Raw genomic sequence first — 21,341 nt, forward strand, 5'->3', positions numbered from 1 at the left:
GCCCCTACGCTCGCACGGAAGACCGCCCCCGGGAGGTGCCGTCCGTCATGTTCGCGTCGCCCGCGACGCCACCCACCACCCGGCGCTCGACGCCCGGCAGGTCGTCGGGCTCGAGCACGTCGGCGAGCCGCCGCCCGGCGAGCGACCGCGCCCAGGCCGGGTCCGCGCCGTCGGGCCGCGCCTCCTGCAGGACCCACCGGGTGACGCCGAGCGCCGCGAGCCGTGCGCCGAGCGCGAGGATCTCCGCCCGGGTGTGGACGGTCGGGTCCACCGTCGTGCGCACCTCGTGGTCCGTCCCCGAGCGCACGAGCACCGCGAGCGACTCGTACGCCGCCCGGCCCGACGGGCCGGCGCCCGTGACCGCCGGGTAGCGGGTCGCGAGGTGCTTGACGTCGAGACCCACCCAGTCGACGAACGGCAGCAGGCGTGCCAGGCGGGTCGGCCAGGCCCCGCCCGTGTGCAGCCCGACGCCCAGGCCCAGCGCACGCACGTCGTCCACCGCGTCCAGCAGCCCGCGGTGCAGCGTGGGCTCGCCCCCGGAGAACACCACCCCGTCGAGGAGGTGGCGCCTGCGCTCGAGGAAGGACACGACGTCGGGCCAGCGCATGCCACCCGTCGTGCCCGGCGCCGCGACGGGGACCAGGCCCGGGTTGTGGCAGTACGTGCAGTGCCACGGGCACCCCTGCGTGAAGACGGTCGCGGCCAGCCGGCCGGGCCAGTCCACGGTCGACAACGGGGTGAGGCCGGCGACGACGAGGCTGTCAGGCACGGACGAGCTCCTCGGCGAACGGGACACGCTCGGCGTGCTCGCCCCGCTTGCCGACGTTGAACGACGACACGGGCCGGAAGTACCCCATCACGCGCGTCCACACCTCGGAGTCCGCCCCGCACACCGGGCACGTCCAGTGCTCGCCCGACACGTAGCCGTGCGTGGGGCAGACCGAGAACGTCGGCGTGACCGTCAGGTACGGCAGCCGGAACGTCTCGAGCGAGCGCCGCACGATCGCCTTGCACGCCCGGGCGTCCGACACCGCCTCGCCCATGTACAGGTGCAGGACCGTCCCGCCGGTGTACCGGCGCTGCAGCTCATCCTGGCGCTCGAGCGCCTCGAACGGGTCGTCGGTGAAGCCCACCGGCAGCTGGGAGGAGTTCGTGTAGTACGGGTTGGTGTCCGTCCCGGCCTGCAGGATCGCGGGGAAGCGGGCGCGGTCCTCCTTGGCGAAGCGGTAGGTCGTGCCCTCGGCGGGCGTCGCCTCGAGGTTGTACAGGTTCCCCGTGGCCTCCTGGGCGGCCACGAGGCGCTCGCGGGCGTGGTCGAGGAGCGCGACGGCGAGCTCGTGGCCGTAGGGGGTCGTGATGTCGTCGGTGTCGTCGGTGAAGTTGCGGACCATCTCGTTGACCCCGTTGACGCCGATCGTGGAGAAGTGCGCGTCGAGGCTGCCGAGGTAGCGCTTCGTGTAGGGAAACAGGCCGTCGTCCATGAGGCGGCCCACGAACGCGCGCTTGGTCTCCAACGACTCCACGGCGAGGTCGACGAGGGCGTCGAACGCGGCCAGCAGCGCCTCCCAGTCGAAGCTCACGTACCCGAGCCGCGCCGTGTTGATGGTCACCACCCCGATCGAGCCGGTCTGCTCGCCCGAGCCGAACAGCCCGTTGCCGCGCTTGAGCAGCTCGCGCAGGTCGAGCTGCAGCCTGCAGCACATGGACCGGACGTCGCCGGGGCTCATGTCGGAGCTGACGAAGTTCTGGAAGTACGGGGTGCCGTACTTCGCGGTCATGGCGAACAGGGCGTCGGCGAGCGGGGAGTCCCAGTCGAAGTCGGGCGTGATGTTGTAGGTCGGGATCGGGAACGTGAAGACCCGGCCGGACGCGTCGCCCGCCGTCATGACGTCGATGTACGCGCGGTTCACGAGGTCCATCTCGGCGGCGAGGTCGCCGTAGGTGAAGTCCACGACGGCGTCGCCGACGACGGGCCGGGTGGCCGCCAGGTCGTCAGGGCACACGAGGTCGAACGTGAGGTTCGTGAACGGCGTCTGGGTGCCCCAGCGGGACGGCACGTTGAGGTTGTGCACCATCTCCTGGATGCCCTGGCGGACCTCGTCGTAGCCGAGCCCGTCGACGCGCACGTACGGGGCGAGGAGCGTGTCGAACGAGCTGAACGCCTGCGCGCCCGCCCACTCGTTCTGCAGGGTGCCGAGGAAGTTGACGACCTGCCCGAGCGCCGAGGAGAAGTGCCGCGGCGGGGCGGAGGCGACCGTGCCCGGCACGCCGCCGAAGCCCTCGGACAGCACGGCGCGCAGGGACCAGCCGGCGCAGTAGCCGCCGAGCACGTCCAGGTCGTGGAGGTGCAGCGCGCCGTCGCGGTGCGCGGCGCCGACCGCGGGGGAGTACACCTCGTCCAACCAGTAGTTGGCGATGACCTTGCCGGTGACGTTGAGGATGAGCCCGCCGAGCGAGTACCCCTGGTTGGCGTTGGCGTTCACCCGCCAGTCGGACCGGTCGAGGTACTCGTCCACGGTGCGTGCGACGTCGATGCTGCGGCTCATGGCGGGGCCCTTCTCGTGCGGCTACGGACGCTCCCACCATATTGTGAAAACCTTCACAAGCCGCTGTGACATCCGCCGCGCGGTCTTGTCAGAAACCCTCCGGTGCCGAACAGGCGGTTTCTCGGCATGATCGCGCCACCCTGCCGACGAACCGCCTGTTCGGCGACGGGGGGTCAGGGGGTTGTCGGTTCCGGGGTGGGGGGCGGGGCGGCCAGGATCTCCACCAGGGTGAGGAGGAGGCCTGCGACGATCGCCGTGCCGACGACCAGGCCGGCCGTCGGTGTCGCCGCGAAGAGGAGCACGAGCGCCGCTCCCGCGACGACCACGACCCGCACGAACCCGCGGTGCCGGCCGAGCCACTCGCCCACGGGCCCGGCGCTCACCCCGCGGCCGGCCGCGGCCTCCCGCAGCGACCCGGCGCCCCGGGAGATGCTCGCCCGCAGGCTGCGCGCGGACGCGCTGCCCCCACCCAGGTAGGCGGCGAGGGCGACGACGAGACCGAGCACGCCGACCGTGCGCAGCGAGAGCCGCAGGAACCCGACGAGCTGGTCGAACACGACCTCCGCCGCGTCCAGCCGGAGCACCTGGGCGCTGAGCGCGTCCAGGTAGAGCCCTCGTGCGACGAAGAGCGCGACACCGAGGAGGACCATCGAGCCGGCCAGGGCCAGACCCGCGGCGACGAGCGCCCGCGGCCGGCGCACCGCGACGAGCACACCGGCGGCGAGCAGGCCCAGCGCGACCCACGGCAGCCACGTGCCGACGGTGTCGAGCAGCCCGTAGGCGTTCTGGACCTGGACGAGCTGGCTCGTCTGGACGATCGTGAACGTCGCGTCGATCTCCGGGATCCGCGCGGCCACGCCCAGACCGCGCTCCACGAGCCGTTCCTTGAGCAGATCGATCATCCCGGAGAGCTGGATCGTCAGCTGGCCCTGGTCCCCGATCTGGAGCATCGTGCCGTCCGACCCCTCCATCACCGCGACCATCTGCTGGTGCGCGACACGGTTGGCCTGGACCCACGTCGTCTCGAACCCGTCGCTGCGCACGAGCCCGTCCGCCGCGCGCTGGACGAACGATCGCACCCCGTCCGTCAGCGGTCCCTCCAGAGCGGTGAGAGCCACGGCTGCCCGGGGCGCGACGTCCTGCTCCGTGAGTGCGTCGCTCGCCTCCGCCAGGAGGGCCGGCACGTCGATCTGCTCCATCACGACCGACGTCAGCCGCCCCGCGAGCGCCGACTGCAGGACGGGGTCGCTCCCGAGCGGGCCGACGGTCTCGACGTACCGGTCGGTGTCGGTGATCGTGCGCTGCGCCCACGCCGCGACCGCGCCCGCGGGGGCGAGGAGCGCGCCGAGGGTGATGAGCAGGACCGCCATCGCGGTCCGCGCCCGGTGGCGGGGGGTGGCCGGGCCCGACGTCGGGCGGTCGCCTCCCGGGGGTCCGTCACCGGAGGCGTCGGCCCGGGCGAGGCGCGCACGGAGCTCGGCGTTCTCCCGCTCGAGCGCCGCGAGCCGGGCGGCGGTGTCGTCGGCTGGGGTGGGTGCGGTGGTGTCCACGATCGTCTCCGTCGCCCGCGGGAGCCTGCTGCCGGGCTCCATGCCCGCACCCTACCCGCGCGGGCCGCCGAGCGCCGGTCGTACGTGGCGTCAGGGGATCCGGGCGTCAGGCCGGTGCGCGCTCCAGCAGGTAGCTGTGCACCGCGTCGAGCATCCCGCGCAGCCGGGCCTGGTCGGCGCGGTAGTGCACCCGCCGCCCGACGCGCGTCGCGGGCGGGTGGTCGGCCGTGACGAGGCCCAGCCGCTCCAGCCGGCGCAGCGTGTAGAGGACGGCGTGCTGGTGCGCCCCGCACGCCTCGGCGAGCTCCCCGCTCATGAGCGGCGCGCCGGTCGCGAGCTCGCGCAGCACCGCCCGGGGCAGGGGGCGTGACATCTCGTCGAGCGTCGCCTGCAGCGCGGCGTTCTCGGGGTCGGGGTCGTACGCGTACTGGTTCATCGGTCCTCCGGTCACGGGCGGGGCGGGTGCACCCTGCATCGTCGTACGCGGCCCCGATGGCCGGGGCACGACGGTCGTGCGGCCGCCGGACGACGGCCGCACGACCTCGCGGTGAACTCTGCGGGCTCGCAGAGCTGCTGACGGCTCAGCCGGTGCGGGTCAGCAGGTGGGCGCCGGGTAGGCGACGTCCGCCGTGGTGATCCGCTCGTCGTCCTCGTCGGACGGCGTGGCCACCACGACCGCGGCACCCGCCGGGGCGTCCGTGGCCCGCACCCGGAACGACTGGTAGGCCGACGCGCCGGGCTGGACCTCCGTGACCGTGCGCGTGCCGAACGGGGTGGTGATCTCGACGTCGAGGGCGACGTCGTCGTCGTTCACGACCCGGACCGCGACGTACGGCGCTCCGCCGACGCACCGCGCCTCGGCGGTCGGGGTCACCGCGACCTCGGCCGGCTCGGTGAGGGGCGCCGTCGTGCCGATCGCGAACAGGTGCATCACGCCCCGGTCCGTGCCCTGCGGTAGGACGACCGACTCGATCGTCCGGGTCGCGTCGACCTCGACGGGCACCGTGCCGAACACCTTCGCCTGCGTGGTGTCCTGCGTGCCGTTGGCCCGGTTGCGGCCGGTCGTGGTGACGACCGGGACGTTCCCGAACTGGTAGTTCGTGCCAGGAGTCCAGTCGGTGAGGTCGACCGGGACGTCCTGCGTCGTGCCGTCGGTGTAGACGACGGTGGCCGTGCCCCTCGCCGGGCCGTTGGTGGCGAGGCCCAGGAAGGAGATCGCCTCGACCCGGGCGTCCACCGCGACGACCTGCCCGTGCGGCACCCAGTTGTCGGGGGACCCCGGCGCGACGTCAGGCCACGTGTAGGTCACGCCCGTGCCGCCGAGCGTGAGCTCGGCTCCCGGGGCGGCGCCCGCCGCGGCGAGGCGCTCGCGCGACAGCGAGTTGTCCGACGCGTCGATCGAGCCGGTGCTCCCCTGCCCGTCGAGCGTCGTCCCGATGTTGTTGTAGACGTCCGTGCCGTCCGTGAACGACGGCGGGACGTCGCCCGCCCCCGTGCCCCAGGTGCCGGGCTCGGTCGTCAGGGCGAGGTCGAGCGACCCGCCCTGCTGCGCGAAGGACTCGGGGAGCCACGACGCCGTGGAGGGGGCGTCGTCGACCAGGAGGGTGTCGATGTAACGGGAGCCCGTCGTGGCGCCCGGTGCGTCGATCGTGATGACCCGGCCCGCGCCGTCGGACACCTCGCTCGTGATCGTCACGGCCTCGAACGCCGGGGTCGACACGAGGAGCTCGGCCCGGCCGAAGATGCCCGGGAACAGGCCGATGTTCGACCACACGTACCAGGACGAGATGCTGCCCAGGTCGTCGTTGCCCGGCAGGCCGTCCGGTGCGGTCGTGAAGAGCTCCGAGCGCGCCCGGTCGAGGACGTCGGTGGTCTTCGCGGGCTGCTGCAGCCACGCGTAGGCCCACGGCGTGCTCGTTGACGGCTGGTTGCTCATGTACGCGTACGGGGTGTTGTAGACGCCCGCGTCGAGCTGCGTGAGGTGGTGATCGAGGTCGGCCGCGACCTTCTCGACGCCGCCCCGCTTGGTGATGAGCGTGCTCATGTTGTGGGGGACCGCGTAGCCGTACTGGTACCCCGTGGCCTGGTCGAACTGGTTGCCGCGCTCACCGAGGTTGAACGACCGGTCGAAGCCGTTGCGGCCGCGCGGGCGGATCCGCTCGGTCTGAGGATCGACGAGGTTCTGCCAGTTCTGTGCCCGCTGCATGAACGTGGCGTACGCGGCCTCGTCGCCGAGCGCGTCGGCGAGCTGGGCGACCGAGAAGTCGTTCACGGCGTACTCCAGCGCGGTCGAGGTCGCGACCGACCCCTTGGCGTTCTCGATGAAGCCGAGCGCGGCCCACTGGTAGCCGTTGACGCGCTTGGTCAGCGCCGGGTCGACCGGCAGGGCGAGCGACGCCTTCATCGCTTCGAGCGCGGCCGCGCGGTCGTAGTCCGTGGCGCCGAAGCTGTCGATCGACGCGAGCACGGTCAGCAGCGCGTCGCCGCTCATCTTCTGCTGCGGGACGCCGTTGTGCGGCCAGTTCGGCCAGTGGCCGGTCTGCGTGGCGAGGTCTGTGAGCGACTGGTTGATGTCGGACGCGACCTCGGGGAAGAGCAGCGCGACGAGCTGTGCCTGCCCGCGGTACATGTCCCAGCCGGAGTACGTGGCGTAGTGGTGCCGCCCGGGCTCGACCTCGTGGACCTCGCCGTCGTAGCCGCGGTACTCGCCGTTGACGTCGTCGTAGACGTTCGGGTGCAGCAGGGAGTGGTAGAGCGCGGTGTACAGCTTCGTGCGCTCCGCGTCGGTGCCGCCCGTGACGTCCAGGGTGCCGAGGGCCTCGCGCCACCGGTCGGCCGCCGCCTCGCGCGCCTCGTCGAACGTGACGGGTGCGGCCTCGGTCGCCGCGTTCTCGGCGGCGTTCTCGATGCTGACGTAGGACAACCCGGCCCTGACCGTGACGTCCGCGCCGTCGGGGAAGGTCACGTAGGCACCCGCGCCGTTGCGGGTGTTCGTCTCCGCCGTGGTGCCGCCCGGCGTGACGGTGCCCCCGCTCCACGTCCCCGAGGCGACGATCGGCTGGTCGAACGTCGCCGAGTAGTAGGCCTTGTAGCGCCCGCCCTCGTCGCAGACGGCGGCCGTCTCGATCCAGCCCGTGACGGTGCTGGTCTCCTCGTCGATCCAGACGTCGGCGTCGAAGACCCGGTTGTTCGAGCCGGTCGTGTTGAAGAGCAGCGTCGACGACGCGCCCTCCACGGGGAAGTCGAACGTGCTGATCGCGGTGCGGGTCGTGGCCGTGAGCTCGGCGCGCACGCCGTCCTTGAGGTGCACGGCGTAGTAGCCGGGCTCGGCGGTCTCGTCCTGGTGGTCGAACGGCAGGTAGTACTCGCGGACGTCGGACCCGGGGGAGGTCGGGAGCGCGCCGTCGCCGGTCAGCGGGCCGGAGTAGGGCAGCACCGGGAAGTCGAACGCGCCGTTGCGGTTGACGCAGCCCGTGCCCGACAGCCGGTTCATGCCGAAGCCGCGCAGCTCGTCGGCGGAGTACTCGTACCCGCCCCGCGCGTCGCCGTCCGAGGTGCGGTACGTCGTCGGGCTGGACTGGACCATGCCGAACGGCAGGGCCGCACCCGGCCAGGTGTTGCCGTACGCCGCGTTGCCCTTGTTCTGCGAGAAGTCCTCGGCGGTGCCGATCCAGGGGTCGACGGCGTCGAAGGGGTCGAGGTCGGAGCCGGTGGCGCTCGCCGCGCTCGTCGGTGCGACGAGGGCGAGGCCGGCGACGAGCGCCGCGGTGGCGGCCCGTGCGGCCGCGCGGGCCGCCGGCCGGGCGCGTGCCGCCCGGGTGGGCCGGGTCGTGCCGGGTGTGGCGGGCGGAGGTGCTGCGTGAGATCTCACGTGGTCGTTCCTCTCGGGTTCCCGTGCGTCGGTGCACGGCGTTCGGCATCGGATTCGGTGTCGAACGAATGACAGCGCTGTCGAGTGAAGCCTCCGTCTCGCCGCGATGACGGCGAGACGGCAGTCCGATGAACGTCGAGGGAGAACCCCTGTGCGCGAGGTAGAACGCCCGTCACGGACGGGCGTTCTACCTCGGCTACTGGGGTTCTATCTCGGCACGAGCGGGTGGGTCAGCCCTTGACCGAGCCGGACATCAGTCCGCCGATGAAGTACTTGCCGAGGATGATGTAGACCAGCAGGGTCGGCAGCGAGGCGAAGAGCGCCCCGGCCATCGAGACCCCGTAGTTCTGCAGCAGGGCGCCGTTGGCGAGGTTGTTCAGCGCGAGCGTGACCGGCCCGTTCTGGCTGGAGGAGAAGAACACCGCGAAGAGGAAGTCGTTCCACGCCGAGGTGAACTGCCAGATGAGCACGACCACGAAGCTCGGGACCGAGATCGGCAGGATCACCGACCAGTAGGTCCGCAGCAGGCCCGCGCCGTCGACGCGTGCGGCCTCGACGAGCTCGTGCGGGATGGTCTGGTAGTAGTTGCGGAAGATCAGCGTCGTGATCGGGATGCCGTAGACCACGTGCAGCAGGATCAGCGTCGGGATGCCGCTGGGGATGCCGGCGTCCAGCACGAGCTGGTTCAGCGGGATGATCACGGCCTGGTAGGGGATGAACATCCCGAACAGGATGAGCGTGAACACGACGTTGGCGCCGCGGAACGACCAGCGGGAGAGCACGAACCCGTTGAGCGAGCCGAGGAACGCCGCGATGATCGCGGACGGCACGACCATCTGCAGGGTGCGCCAGATCGCGGGGGCGAGCGCGTCCCACGCGGCCCGCCAGTTGTCGAGCGTCCAGGTCGTGGGGAGGTTCCAGGCGCGGGCCGGCGAGGCGTCGCCCGTGCCCTTGAAGCTCGTGACGAACAGGACGTAGACCGGGACGAGGACGACGAGCAGGAAGAACAGGAGTGCGGCGTAGCGCAGGGTGCGGGCGAGGGTGAAGCCGCCCTTGGGCTTGTCGCGGAGCGTCTGGACGGGGGTTCCCGTGACGTCGGCCGGTGGCACCGCCTGGGTGCTGAGCGTGGTCATCAGTGCTCCTTGCGGTTCGTGCGGATCAGGTACGGCACGATGACGAGTGCGACGATGACCAGCAGGATCGAGCCCACGGCGGCCGCGTTCGCGTACTCGAAGCTCGACTTGAACACGTACATGTCCACGGCCGGGACCTTCGTCTGGTAGTTCGCGGGCTTCGAGATCGACATGATGAGGTCGAACGCCTTGAGCGACATGTGGCCGATGATGATGAGCGCGGACAGCGCGATCGGCGAGAGCTGCGGGAACAGCACGTAGCGGTACAGCTTCCACTCGGTGGCACCGTCCATGCGAGCGGCCTCGCGCAGCTCGTCGGGTATCCCGCGGAAGCCCGCGAGGAACAGGGCCATGACGTACCCGGAGAGCTGCCAGATCGCGGGGACGGCGATGGCGACGATGCCGACGCTGACGTTGTTCCACCAGTTGTTCTGGAGGAAGTCGAGCCCCATCATCTGGAACAGCCGGTTGAGGCCGCTCGCGCTCTCGCCCTGGTTCGAGTTGAGGAGCCAGCGCCACACGACACCCGAGGCGACGAACGACACGGCCATGGGGAACAGGTACACGGAGCGGAAGATGCCCTCGCCCCTGATGGGCTTGTCGAGCATCCAGGCCCACAGGAAGCCCATGATCATGGTGCCCGCGAGGAAGACCGCGGTGTAGAGGAAGAGGTTCTTCAGCGAGTGCTGGAACGCCTCGCTGCCGAGCAGGGTGAAGTAGTTCTCGAACCAGACGGTGGCCGAGGGCTGCTGACCGGTGGCCTGCGCCGCGGTGTTGCCGTCGGTCAGTGACGTCCGGAAGTTGGCGCCGATCAGGCCGTAGACGAACACGCCGATCAGCAGGATCGACGGCGCGAGCAGCAGCAGGGGTGGTCCGGCCCGCTTGATGGTCTTGTTCATGGAGGTCTCCTGGGTGCGAGCTGTCCGCGACGGCGCAGGTGCCCGACGGCGTGTGGCCGCCCGGGCGGGACCCGGTCCCGGTGGCGGGGGCCACCGGGACCGGGTCACCTGCGGTGAGCGGGTGTCAGCCGGCGTTCGCCGCGGCGAGCTCGGACTGGAACGTCGCCACGTCGGACGCGCCGGTCGTGAACTTGCTGGTCGCGTCGGAGACCGCGTTGAGGGTCGCGACCGGGGTCGCGGCGCCGTGGGCCAGGGACGAGACGATGGTGTCCTGGCCGAACGACTCGATGGCGGTCTGCTGGTACTCGGAGAAGTCCGCCGGGTTGGCGTCGGTGCGGGCCGGGATGGAGCCCTTCGCCTGGTTGAACGCCGTCTGGCCCTCGAGGGAGCCGACCGTCTGGAGCCAGGCCTTGGCGCCGTCGGGGTGCGGTGCGCCCACGGGGAGGGTGAAGGAGTCGGCGAGGAAGTCGAAGACGCCGTCGGTGCCGGGCACCGGGAACGCCACGAAGTCGGTGCCGAGGACCTTGTCCTGCTCCTCGAACGCCGCCACGGCCCAGTCGCCCATGACGTTGTAGCCGGCCTGCCCGTCGATGACGAGCTGGGTGGCCTCGGGCCAGTCGAGCCCGTCGCGGTCGGTGTTGGTGTAGCTCATGAGCTGCTCGAAGTCCTCGAGCGCTGCGGTGACCTCGGCGCCCTCCCAGTCGGTGGACCCGTCCCAGAGGCCGTTGTAGGCGTCCGCGCCGAGCGAGGCGAGGAGCGTCGTCTCGAGGAGGTGGACCTGGGTCCAGGTGGTGGCGACGGAGAGCGGCGTCACACCGGCGTCCTGCAGCGTGTCGAGGTCGGTGAACCACTCGTCGAGGGAGGTGTACTCCTTCGCCGGGTCGATGCCGTTGTCCTCGAGCACCGTGGGGTTGGCCCACACGACGTTGGCGCGGTGGATGTTGGACGGGATCGAGTAGATCGCGCCGTCCTGCGTGATGCGGTCGATGAGGTCGGCCGGGAACGCCTCGCGCAGGTCGAACTCGTCGTAGAGGTCGCTGACGTCCTCGATCTGCGCGGCGTTGATGTAGTCCTGCAGCTCGAGGCCGGCGTGCGCCTGGAAGGTGTCCGGCGGGTCGTTGGCCTGCAGCCGGGACTGGAGGAGGTCCTTCGCGGCGGAGCCGGCGCCACCGGCGACGGCGCCGTTGATGAACTCGATGTCGGGGTGCTGGGCGTTGAACTCGCCGACCAGGGCGTCGAGCCCGGCCTTCTCGGAGCCCGCTGCCCACCAGGTGAAGACCTCGACCTCGGAGGCCGAGTCGCCGCCGGCCTCGGGGCTGTCGCCGCCCTCGTTGCCGGAGTCGCCGCACGCGGCGAGCGTGAGTCCGAGGATGGCGACGCCTGCCACCATCGCGCTGGTTCTGCGGTTGACACGCATGTCTGTTCCCTACGCCTTCGTTGCCGTCGTGGGTGATCGGGGCGCTGGGGGAGGTGCGCTGCCGACCGGGCGCCTCTGTGCGCCCCGTTGTCCCGATGCCTATCCAACGACCCGGCGATCTTGATGTCAAGAAGTGAACGCAAGAGTGGTCGAATCGTGACCTTCACGTCGAGACCTGTACGCAAACGGGCCCTGACGGGGCATTCGGGAGGGTTGCGCCGCGCGCGAACCCGGTCCTGAGAGCGTTCTGGGCGGTATCCTGACCGCTGTGCGCGCTGACCGGGTAACCCCGGGATCTCAGACTTCACTCCGTGAGGCCAACAGAGCCCGGATCGTGAGCGCCGTCCAGCAGCGTGGCTCCCTCACGCAGATCGAGCTGGCCGGCGTCACAGGGCTGTCCCCGGCCACCGTCTCCAACATCGTCAAGGAGCTGACGAGCGCGGGCGTGCTGCACACCTCGCCGTCCACGCGCAGCGGACGTCGCGCCCTGCAGGTCACGCTCGCGCGCAACCTCGGCCTCGTCGCCGGGGTGCACTTCGGCACCCGGTCGCTGCGGGTCGCGCTCGCCGACGCCTCCATGCAGGTCCTGGCGGACCAGCGCATGCCCCTGGCGCCGGACCACCGCGCCGACACCGGGCTGCGCCGGGCCGCGCTGCTCGTCGCGGAGATGGTCGAGTCCCTCGACGCGCGACCCGAAGAGCTGCTCGCGGTCGGCGTCGGGGTACCAGCCCCGGTGGACGTGCGGTCGGGGCGCATCGCGACGGTCGGAATGCTCCGCGGCTGGGACGGCGTCGCAGTGACCGACGTCCTCGCCGAGGAGCTCGGGACGCCCGTGACCGTCGACAACGACGCCAACCTCGGTGCGCTGGCCGAGACCCGCTTCGGTGCCGCCGCGGGGCACGACGCCGTGGCGTACCTGCGCGTCTCCCACGGCGTGGGTGGTGGCCTGGTCCTCGGCGGCAGGCTCGTCCACGGGCGCGCGGGCGTGGCCGGCGAGATCGGCCACGTGACGATCGACGAGAACGGCCCCATCTGCCGCTGCGGCAACCGGGGCTGCCTCGAGACGTTCGTCGGGGCGCCCGTCCTGCTCGGCATGCTCGCCTCGAGCCACGGTCACCTGACGCTGCGAGACGTGATCGCCCGCGCGCAGGAGGGGGACGCGGGGTGCCGCCGTGTCCTGTTCGACGCCGGTCAGCACCTGGGCGTCGCGGCCGCCAACCTGTGCAACCTCGTCGACCCGGAGATCGTCGTCGTCGGCGGTCAGCTCGCCGAGGCCGGCGAGATCCTGCTGGGACCGATGCGCACCGTCGTCGAGCAGCGCACCGTCCCGAGCACGGCGGGGCCGGTCGAGGTCGTGGCCTCCCGGCTCGGGGCCGCCGCGGAGGTGCGTGGTGCGCTCGCCGTGGCGCTCGACACGGCGGGCGTGAGCGGTTCCCTGGGGGTGACGGTATGAGGCGGCGCCGGTTCCTGCGCGGGCTGACGGCGGTGGGCGTGGCGGTGTGCGCCGTCGTGGCCACGGCCTGCGCCCCGGCCGCGACCACGGGTGCCGGTGACTCCGAGGGGACCGTCGCCCTGCTGCTGCCCGAGGTGAAGACGGCGCGCTACGAGACCACCGACCGGCCGGCGTTCGTCGGGGTCGTCGAGCGGCGTTGCCCGACGTGCGAGATCCTCTACGCGAACGCCGACCAGGACGCCGCGACCCAGCAGGAGCAGGCCGAGTCGATGCTCGCACGCGGGGCCGACGTGCTCGTCATCGACGCGGTCGACGCGGTCGCGGCGATCAGCATCGTCCAGGAGGCGAACCGCTACGGTGTGCCCGTCATCGCGTACGACCGCTTCATCGCCGACGCCGACGTCGACTACTACGTCTCGTTCGACAGCGAGCTCATCGGCTACCTGCAGGGCCGGGCGCTCGTGGACGCGCTCGCCGCGGAACCCCTGCCGGACGGGCGCCGGCCCGGCATCCTGCTCGTGCACGGGTCCCCGACCGACCCGAACTCCGCGGAGCTCGCCGCCGGGGTCTACCGTGCGCTCGACGGAGAGGACATCGAGGTGCTCGCCGAGTACGACACCCCCGACTGGAGCCCCGACAAGGCGACCGACTGGGTCGAGGGACAGCTCACGCAGTTCGCCGGCCGCGTCGACGGGGTCTACGCCGCGAACGACGGGATCGCCGGGGGAGCGATCGCGGCCATGAAGGCCGCCGGGTTCGACCCCGTGCCGCCCGTCACCGGCCAGGACGGGGAGCTCGCCGCCGTCCAGCGCATCGTCGCGGGGGACCAGTACATGACCGTCTACAAGGCGACCACGGAGCAGGCCCGCACCGCGGCGGAGCTGGCCGTGCGCCTCCTGCGGGGCGAGGACCCGCGCACGACCGCCGTCATCGACGGTGTGCCGAGCCTCCTGCTCGCCCCCCGCGCCGTCGGCATCGACGACGTCGAGCGCGTCCTCGTCGCCGGCGGGGTGCATTCCGTGGACGAGATCTGCACCCGCTACTACGTGCGGGCCTGCGGCGACGCAGGCCTCGTCGAGGAGGCACCGTGACCGGCGCACCACCCGAGGACCCGCCCGGCCCCGTGCCGGCCGCGGCCGTGCACGCCCTGCGGGGCGTCTCCAAGAACTTCGGGGGAGTGCGGGCGCTCGTGGACGTCGACCTCGACGTCCACGACCACGAGGTGCTCGCCGTCGTGGGCGACAACGGCGCGGGGAAGTCGACCCTCGCCGGGGTGATCGCCGGTGCGTACCGGCCCGACGCCGGCCGGCTCCTCCTCGACGGGGCGCCGGTCGTCCTCGGGTCACCCGGGGAGGCCCGTACCCGCGGGATCGCGGCGGTCTTCCAGGACCTCGCCCTGTGCGACAACCTCGACGTCGTCGAGAACCTCTTCCTCGGCCACGAGTCCACCCGGGGCGCGCTGCTCGACGAGGTCACCATGGAGCGGCAGGCGTGGGAGCTCCTGGGCCAGCTCGGCGCGACCGTCCCGTCGGTCCGCCAGCCCGTGCGCACCCTGTCCGGCGGGCAGCGCCAGGTCGTCGCCGTCGCCCGCGCGCTCCTCGGCTCGCCGCGCGTCGTCGTCTTCGACGAGCCGACGGCGTCCCTCGGGATCCGCCAGACCGCGGAGGTCCTCAACCTCGTCGAACGGCTCCGCGAGCGCGGGCACGCGGTCGTCCTCATCAGTCACCAGGCCACCGACCTGCAGGCGGTCGCCGACAGGTTCGTCGTCCTGCGCCTCGGCCGGGTGGGTGGGGAGTTCGACGCCCGCGCCGTCGGCTACGAGGACCTGCTCGCCGCGATGACCGGGGCAGCGCTGCCCACCGACAGGAAGAGCTCCCGATGACCTCGCCGACCGCACCCGCACCCCTGCGCGCCCACCTCGCCGCGCTCGAGAGCGAGTCGCCGTGGGAGCGGCTCGTGCGCCGGCTGCGCGACGGCGAGCTCGGCATGCTGCCCATCGTCGCCGCGCTCGTCCTCATCTGGGTCGTCCTCGGGGTGATCAACCCGGCGTTCCTCTCGGCCGAGAACCTCGTCAACCTCACCCTGCAGAGCGCCCCCACCGGGGTGATCGCCCTCGGCGTCGTGCTCGTGCTGCTCGTCGGGCAGATCGACCTGTCGGTCGGCTCCGTCAGCGGGCTGGCCGCGGCCGTCGTCGCGGTCACGACGGTCCTGCTCGACTGGCCCGTCGCCGTCGGGATCCTCGCGGCGCTCGCGGTGGGCGTCGTCGTCGGCCTCGGGTACGGCGTGCTCGCCACCCGGCTCGGCCTGCCGAGCTTTGTGCTCACGCTCGCCGGCCTCCTCGTGCTGGCCGGCGTCCAGCTCCGGGTGCTCGGCCCGCGCGGCTCCATCAACCTGCCCTTCGAGTCGTGGTTCGTGCAGGTCGTGCAGCAGGGCTTCCTCTCGCAGACCCTCGCCTGGGTGGTCGTCGTGGGCGTGGTCGTCGTCGTCACGGTGCTCCAGCTCGTCGAGCGCGGGCGCCGCGTCCGGGCCGACCTGCCACGGGTGAGCGTCACCCGCCTCGTCCTGCGCACGACGGCGCTCGCGGCCGTGCTCTCCGTGACCGTCGCCTACCTCGGCACGGCCCGGGGCGTCGGGTACACCGTGGTCCTCTTCGTCGCCCTGGTGGTCGTGGTCGACGTGCTGCTGCGCCGGACCCGGTGGGGGCGGTCGGTCCGGGCGGTCGGCGGGGACCGGCGCTCGGCGCTGCTCGCGGGCGTCGCGGTCCGGCGCACGATGGTCTCGTGCTTCGTGGCCTGCTCGACGTTCGCGGCGCTCGGCGGGGTGCTCGCTGCGGGCCGGCTCGCGGCCGCGAACCAGGGCACCGGGGGCGCCGAGACCTACCTGACCGCGATCGCCGCGGCGGTGATCGGCGGGACCAGCCTCTTCGGTGGGCGGGGCAGCGCGTGGTCGGCGCTCGTCGGTGTGCTCGTCATCACGTCGATCGCCAACGGGCTGACGCTCCTCAACCTCGACACGGCCGTGCGATACGTCGTCACGGGCGTCGTGCTCGCCCTGGCCATCACGGTCGACACGCTCGTGCGGGGGCGCCGGGAGATCTGAACCGGCCCGCCGTCGCCTCCCGGTCCGCGGTGGAACCGGGAGGCGACGGCGGCTGTGGGGCTCAGCCGCAGGTCGGCGTCGCGTACGGCACCGTCGCGACGGTCTCACGCCCGTCGGCAGGGTCGCTCGGCCGTGCCGTCACCGTGGCGCCCCCGGCGGGGGCGTCGGCCGTGCGGACCACGAACGACTGGTACGCCGACCGTCCCGGCGCGACGGCGGCGAACGCCCTCGTCCCGAACGGCGTGACGACCTCGAGGTCGAGGGTGACCTCGTCGTCGTTCACGACGCGCACCGCGACCTGGGGCCTGCCCGCGAGGCAGCGCACCTCGGCGGTGGCCGTCACCGCGACGTCGGCCGGGGCGTCGGGGTCGGTCGCGCCCGGAGCGAGCGCGCGCAGCGTCACCAGGCCGGGGTCGCCGGCCGTCCACGCCGTGCTGAGCGCGACGTACCGGGCCGTGCGGGCGACGTCGAGCTCGCCGCGCACCGCGCCGCCTTCGATCGTCCCGACGTCGGTGAACGTCAGGCCGTCGTCGCTCACCGAGACCACGGCCTCGGGTGCGGCGTCGCCGTCCCACACCGTGACCACGGACCCGACCTCGCGGGCGGTGCCGAGGTCCGTGACCATGCGCCCACCCTCCCCGGGCACCCACGCCGTGGTCGGGTCGCCGTCCACGGCCAGCGCCGGCGACGTCATCCCCGCGGGCAGGACGGACGCCGGGAACGTGAGCGTGCTCAGCGCGTGGTCGGCGACCGGGAACGGCGTCGCGCCGTCGAAGCGCACCGTCGTGCCCGACCCGTCGCCCGACGCCGTGACCTGCGCCGTGCGGGACTTGCCCGTCTCGGCGTTGCGCACCTCGAGCGACGCGGAGCCCTCGTCGACGGCGAGGCGCACCGTCCGTGCGTCGGGCACGGCCGCGGTCACGCCGGTGTGCGTGCCCTCCTGCGCCCGGAGCGTGGCCCGGGGCGCCAGCACGACGGCCGAGCCCGCCGGGGCGGTGAGCGTCAGTGCCGAGGACTCGGCGCCGACGACCTGCGTCCCGGCGTAGAGGGGCACCTCGTCGCCCCTGTGCGGTACCGAGACGGTCGTCGTCACGTCGTCGCCCGTGAGGTTGAAGGCCGTGAGGTAGCCGTCGAGCGTGCTCACGAGCACGCCGTCCGCATCGGCGCTGGCCTGCGGGCCTGCCGCCACCGCGGCCGTCGCCCCGGCGTCGCCGGGCAGCATCTCGACGAGACGAGCACCCGTCGCGCCGTCCGCGAGGCGGACGACGTGCCGTGCCTCGCTCGCCCGGGAGACGGTGATCGGCGCGTCGGACTCCCGCACGACGAAGCCCGCCGTGCCCTCGACGTTCAACCACGACCCGGCGCTCTCGAGCACCTGGTCGCCGGTGTACCGGAAGCTCGCGGCGTCGTGCCACGTGGTGCCGTCCAGCGACGTCTGCACCCGGTACTCCTGGCCGGCCGCGGACTCCCACCCCAGCTGGACCTGGGCTACGTCGACGGGTTCGCCGAGGTCGACCTGGACCCACGAGTCGGGACGTGTGCGGTCGCCGCGCGACACGGCCCACCGGGTCGTCGCGCTGCCGTCGGTGACGGCGCTCGCGCCCATGCTGCCGTCGGCGCTCGACGCGCTCGCGGGCCGGCCCGCCGCGACGTCGGTGCCGGCGGGCGAGAACGCGCGCAGGTGGTAGAGCGAGTAGCCGTACTCGGGGTTGCCCCGCACACCCTGCATCCGCACGTAGCGCGCGGTGACCGGCGCCGGCTCCGTCGCGCCCTGCGGTACGAGGTCGACCGTGTCGAGCCGCGCGACGTTCACGTCGGCGGGGGCCTTGCCGTACGCCGTCGCGGTCGTCCACGTCTCGCCGTCCGTCGACGTCTGGACGAGGTAGCGGGCGCCCGCGCTCGCCTCCCACGCGAGGCGCACGGCGCCCACCGTGGTCTCCTCGCCGAGGTCGACCTGGATCCACGAGTCCGTTCGGCTGCGCTCCGCGACCGCGACGGCCCACCGGGTGGCCGGGTTGCCGTCGGTCACCCGAGCCGCGGTGCGGCCGTTCGCGGTGTCCTGGCTGGAGGCGGTCGCCGGTCGTCCGGCGGCGAGGTCCACCGGGGAGGTGTCGTCGGCGCCGTAGGCGTGGAACGCATGCATCGAGTAGCCGTACTGCGGGTGCCCCTGCTGCCCGAGCATCCGCACGTACCGTGCGGTGACCGGGGAGAACGCGAGGTCGTCGACGCGCGCCGCGTTCGCGTCCGCCGGGTCGGCGGGGCGGGTCACGGGCAACGACGCGGTGGTCGAGCCCTCCGCGGTCGTGTAGGTGCGCGAGCCGTCGAGGCCCGAGTACCCGTTCATGTCGAGGTTGCGCACCGACAGGCTCGCGTCCTCGGACCCCGCCCCGGTCGAGGCGTACACCGCCGATCCGGTCGGGAGGGTGACCTGGCCGGTGTAGCCGTCGCCGATGCGGAACACCGACGACGTGCCCTCGAAGCCGTCGCGCGGCTCGGTGTAGGTCGTGACCGTGCGGTCGTCGACCGTCGCACCCGGGGTCGGGTAGAGGAACGGGGTCGAGCCGGACACGTGGAAGAGCCACGAGTCGTGCCCCGGCACCCACGGGAACTTGACGAAGCCCCTGCGGCTCCCGGCCGCGGCCCACGCGGCGCTTGTCTGCTGGACCGTGAGACCCGGACCCGCGCCGAAGTCGCGGACGCCCGCGAGACGGTCGAAGAGCTCGTCGGCCGGGGTGGGGACCACCGGGCCGTCCTCGTGCTCCGCGGCCTCGACGTGCAGGAGGTAGGAGATCGCGATCTCGGCACGTGCCTCGGGCTCGTACTTGGGCTCGCCGGAGAACTTCGTCAGGCGGTACTCAGGTGCGTAGCCCTGGTAGTCCTCGAGCGCCGCGGCGAGACCTGCCTCCGCGGCTGCGGCGTCGGGGTCGCGCAGGACCTGGCCGAGGAACGCCATGGGCAGCACGTCGCGTCCGTAGAGGAACTCGCGGTCGTTGACCATCGGCATGAACGGTTCGCCCTGCTCCGACATGACGAGCTTGATCGACTCCCAGAGCTCGGCCGAGTTCGGCTGGCGCGTGAGGATCTCGGGCAGCGGCTCGTCGTGCAGGAGGAAGTGGATCGCGTTGCGGGCGCCCGACCGCCAGATGTCCGACTGGTAGTGCGGCCCGAACGAGCCGTGGTTCTCGACGAGGTACGTGTCGTAGATCGTCTGCATCGTGTTGGTCGAGACCTGCTTGCCGGCCACGACCGCCGGGTTGTTGCGGTCCGCCGTCGGCTGGCCGGCCGCGTTGCGCCCCCAGTCGCCGAGCTGGTCGGCCCAGCGGTCCGCGTCGGGGTCGTCGGGAGCCCACGCCAGGCCGGGGGCGAGCGCCTGCGTGTACACACCGACCTCCTCCTGCGCGGTGTCGCCGACGTGCTTGCCGGTCGGCCAGTCCGCGGTCCAGCCCCCGGAGAGCGGGTCGCGCCCGAAGTCGAGGTCCGCCGTGTAGCGGGACTGCTCGACCGCGATGGTCGTGAGGTTGTCCCGGGTCGCGGCGTCGAGCTCGTCCCACATCAGCCGGCCGGCGTCGAGGAAGTACGACTGGAACGTGGAGTCCCAGAACAGCCGCTTGCCCCACGTCCCGGCGGGGTCGACGAAGCGGTTCGTCGCGGCGTAGTGCTCGATCGTCGCGAGCGTCTGCGCACGCAGCTCCTCCTCGGAGATCCCCGCGATCTCCTCGTCGTACTCCCCGTGCGTGAGGAGCACGGCGTTCCCGAGGACGACCGCGAAGTTCATGTCCCTCGACTGGTAGACCCCCGCGCTGTCGTCCCACACGGTCTCCACCCACCGGGTGTGCCGCAGCAGCGCCTCGTAGTAGTCGGCGGCGATCGCGTCCGGTGCGCCGTGCTCGACCTGGGGGGCGTCGGGCGGGTCGGCGTGGGCGATGGTCGCGGGGGTCAGCAGGGTTCCTGCCAGGACGGTCGCGAGCAGCGCGCCCGTCCGTCGTGCGCGGCGTGCGCGCCTGGTCGGTGTCGTCATCGACATCTCTCCTCGTAGCCGTCGTCGTCGACGGAGGTGGTGCTCGCGGAGGGCCAACTCGTCTCGGCGGCGTCCTCGAGCAGGAATGACAGCGCTATCAACGTACAGGAGCCTCCGGGGACGCGGAAGTCCCGGCGGGCGTCGTGCGCGTCGTGGGCCGCCGGTGTCGATACGCTCGGGCGTGGGCGTCGGGAGGTCTGCACCGGCCCCGGACCAGGGGAGGACCGGGTGAACAGCACGATCGAGGACGGGTCGGTGACCGCAGGGACGGCCGGCGGACCGGCGCGCCGCGGCCGCCGGCCCACGCTGGCCGCCGTAGCCGAGCGCGCGGGGGTCAGCCTCAAGACGGCGTCGCGGGTGCTCAACGACGAGCCCAACGTCGCGCCGCAGACCCGTGACAAGGTGCAGGCCGCCGCCGACGCGCTGGGCTTCCGCCGCAACGCGGTGGCGGCCGACCTCGCCCGCGGCGGGGTGTCTCGGCTCGTCGGCTTCGTCACCGGTGATCTCGCGAACCCGTTCTACTCGGCACTGGCGAGCGGGATCGAGCGCGTCCTGCGCTCGCGTGGCCTGCAGCTCATCACGACGAGCTCGGACGAGGACCCCGAGCAGGAGCGTTCCCTGACGTCCGCGCTGCTCGAGCGGAGGGTCGGCTCGCTCATCGTCACGCCGACCGCGACCGACCACGCGGACCTCGCGGCCGAGATCGCCGACGGGCTGCCGATCGTCTTCATCGATCGTCCGGCGGAGGGCGTCGACGCGGACACGGTCGTCATCGACAACCGCGGAGGTGTCCGGCAGGCGGTGCAGCACCTGCTCGCCCAGGGGCACCGGCGCATCGGCCTCGTCGGTGACGTGTCGCGCCTGTGGACGTTCCGGGAGCGGCGGGACGAGTTCCTCGCCACGATGCGCGGGGCAGGGGTGGCGAGTGCCGAGCGCTACGTGCGCGACGGCGCCCACGACGCCGCGTCCGCGCAGGTGCTCGTCACCGAGCTGCTCGCGCTGCCCGAGCCGCCGACGGCGCTGCTCGCGGCGAACAACAAGATCACGGTCGGCGCGCTGCACGTGCTGCGGGGGACGCCCGGCCGTGGGGTCGCGCCGGGCGCGCCGCAGGTCGCCCTCGTCGGGTTCGACGACTTCGAGCTGGCGGACCTGCTGGGCGTCACCGTGGTGGGCTACGACGTCGTCGAGATGGGTCGGCAGGCGGCGCTCCTCGCGGTCTCGCGCGCCGCGGAGCCGGATCTCGCGCCCAGGCTCGTGGTGGTCCCGACGCGCCTCGTCGCCCGCGGCTCGGGCGAGCTGCCCCCGTCCTGACGGTCGGGCGAGCGCCGGGCCGCCGGTCACGTTGACACGTGCGC

Annotated in this window: 14 protein-coding genes; 5 read left to right on the top strand and 9 right to left on the bottom strand. The window is 72.6% G+C overall.

The genetic code is table 11. The annotated features are described in order from the left end of the window. Positions 1-4: 4 nt before the first annotated feature. The 8 genes from OHL10_RS08080 to OHL10_RS08115 form a co-directional block, all read right to left on the bottom strand. Positions 5-769, bottom strand: coding sequence for an anaerobic ribonucleoside-triphosphate reductase activating protein (locus OHL10_RS08080; protein WP_265521683.1), 765 nt, complete (start codon positions 767-769; stop codon positions 5-7). Then, positions 762-2,546 (bottom strand): ribonucleoside triphosphate reductase, encoded by a 1,785-nt coding sequence (locus OHL10_RS08085; protein ID WP_265521684.1) that lies wholly within the window; start codon positions 2,544-2,546, stop codon positions 762-764. The genes OHL10_RS08080 and OHL10_RS08085 overlap by 8 nt, the downstream gene beginning before the upstream one ends. A gap of 173 nt (positions 2,547-2,719) precedes the next feature. Continuing rightward, the gene (locus OHL10_RS08090; RefSeq protein ID WP_265521685.1) at positions 2,720-4,138 is read right to left on the bottom strand and encodes a hypothetical protein; all 1,419 of its coding nucleotides are present in this window, start codon (positions 4,136-4,138) and stop codon (positions 2,720-2,722) included. A gap of 64 nt (positions 4,139-4,202) precedes the next feature. Then, positions 4,203-4,532: an ArsR/SmtB family transcription factor gene (locus tag OHL10_RS08095; protein ID WP_265521686.1), complete on the bottom strand. Its 330-nt coding sequence runs from the start codon at positions 4,530-4,532 to the stop codon at positions 4,203-4,205. A 159-nt stretch (positions 4,533-4,691) separates the two neighbouring features. After that, on the bottom strand, positions 4,692-7,967 hold the full coding sequence (locus tag OHL10_RS08100; RefSeq protein ID WP_265521687.1) for a GH92 family glycosyl hydrolase: 3,276 nt from the start codon (positions 7,965-7,967) through the stop codon (positions 4,692-4,694). A 230-nt stretch (positions 7,968-8,197) separates the two neighbouring features. Then, positions 8,198-9,100 (bottom strand): carbohydrate ABC transporter permease, encoded by a 903-nt coding sequence (locus tag OHL10_RS08105; RefSeq protein ID WP_265521688.1) that lies wholly within the window; start codon positions 9,098-9,100, stop codon positions 8,198-8,200. Next, positions 9,100-9,999, bottom strand: a complete 900-nt coding sequence (locus OHL10_RS08110; RefSeq protein WP_265521689.1) for a carbohydrate ABC transporter permease — start codon at positions 9,997-9,999, stop codon at positions 9,100-9,102. Before OHL10_RS08110 ends, OHL10_RS08105 begins: the two co-directional genes overlap by 1 nt. Positions 10,000-10,123: 124 nt before the next feature. After that, positions 10,124-11,416, bottom strand: a complete 1,293-nt coding sequence (locus tag OHL10_RS08115) for an ABC transporter substrate-binding protein (RefSeq protein ID WP_265521690.1) — start codon at positions 11,414-11,416, stop codon at positions 10,124-10,126. 334 nt (positions 11,417-11,750) lie between these two features. Between OHL10_RS08115 and OHL10_RS08120 the strand changes: the two genes are divergently transcribed. The 4 genes from OHL10_RS08120 to OHL10_RS08135 are packed head-to-tail and all read left to right on the top strand — an operon-like array spanning position 11,751 to position 15,968. Next, entirely contained in the window at positions 11,751-12,869 is a 1,119-nt protein-coding gene (locus tag OHL10_RS08120) for an ROK family transcriptional regulator (protein WP_265521691.1), read from the top strand. Beyond that, the gene (locus OHL10_RS08125; RefSeq protein WP_265521692.1) at positions 12,866-13,960 is read left to right on the top strand and encodes an ABC transporter substrate-binding protein; all 1,095 of its coding nucleotides are present in this window, start codon (positions 12,866-12,868) and stop codon (positions 13,958-13,960) included. The genes OHL10_RS08120 and OHL10_RS08125 overlap by 4 nt, the downstream gene beginning before the upstream one ends. Beyond that, a complete protein-coding gene (locus OHL10_RS08130; RefSeq protein ID WP_265521693.1) occupies positions 13,957-14,751 on the top strand; it encodes an ATP-binding cassette domain-containing protein in 795 nt (264 codons plus the stop codon). Before OHL10_RS08125 ends, OHL10_RS08130 begins: the two co-directional genes overlap by 4 nt. Beyond that, positions 14,748-15,968 (top strand): sugar ABC transporter permease, encoded by a 1,221-nt coding sequence (locus OHL10_RS08135; protein WP_265521694.1) that lies wholly within the window; start codon positions 14,748-14,750, stop codon positions 15,966-15,968. The genes OHL10_RS08130 and OHL10_RS08135 overlap by 4 nt, the downstream gene beginning before the upstream one ends. A 61-nt stretch (positions 15,969-16,029) precedes the next feature. Here the strand turns inward: OHL10_RS08135 and OHL10_RS08140 are convergent, their stop codons facing one another. Beyond that, entirely contained in the window at positions 16,030-19,986 is a 3,957-nt protein-coding gene (locus OHL10_RS08140; RefSeq protein ID WP_265521695.1) for a discoidin domain-containing protein, read from the bottom strand. Positions 19,987-20,214: 228 nt separating this feature from the next. On the opposite strand from OHL10_RS08140, the gene OHL10_RS08145 reads away from it, so the two are divergent. Further along, a complete protein-coding gene (locus OHL10_RS08145; RefSeq protein ID WP_265521696.1) occupies positions 20,215-21,297 on the top strand; it encodes a LacI family DNA-binding transcriptional regulator in 1,083 nt (360 codons plus the stop codon). Positions 21,298-21,341 lie beyond the last annotated feature (44 nt).

This window comes from Oerskovia flava (genome assembly GCF_026163685.1).
GTDB classification, from domain to species: Bacteria; Actinomycetota; Actinomycetes; order Actinomycetales; family Cellulomonadaceae; genus Oerskovia_A; species Oerskovia_A flava.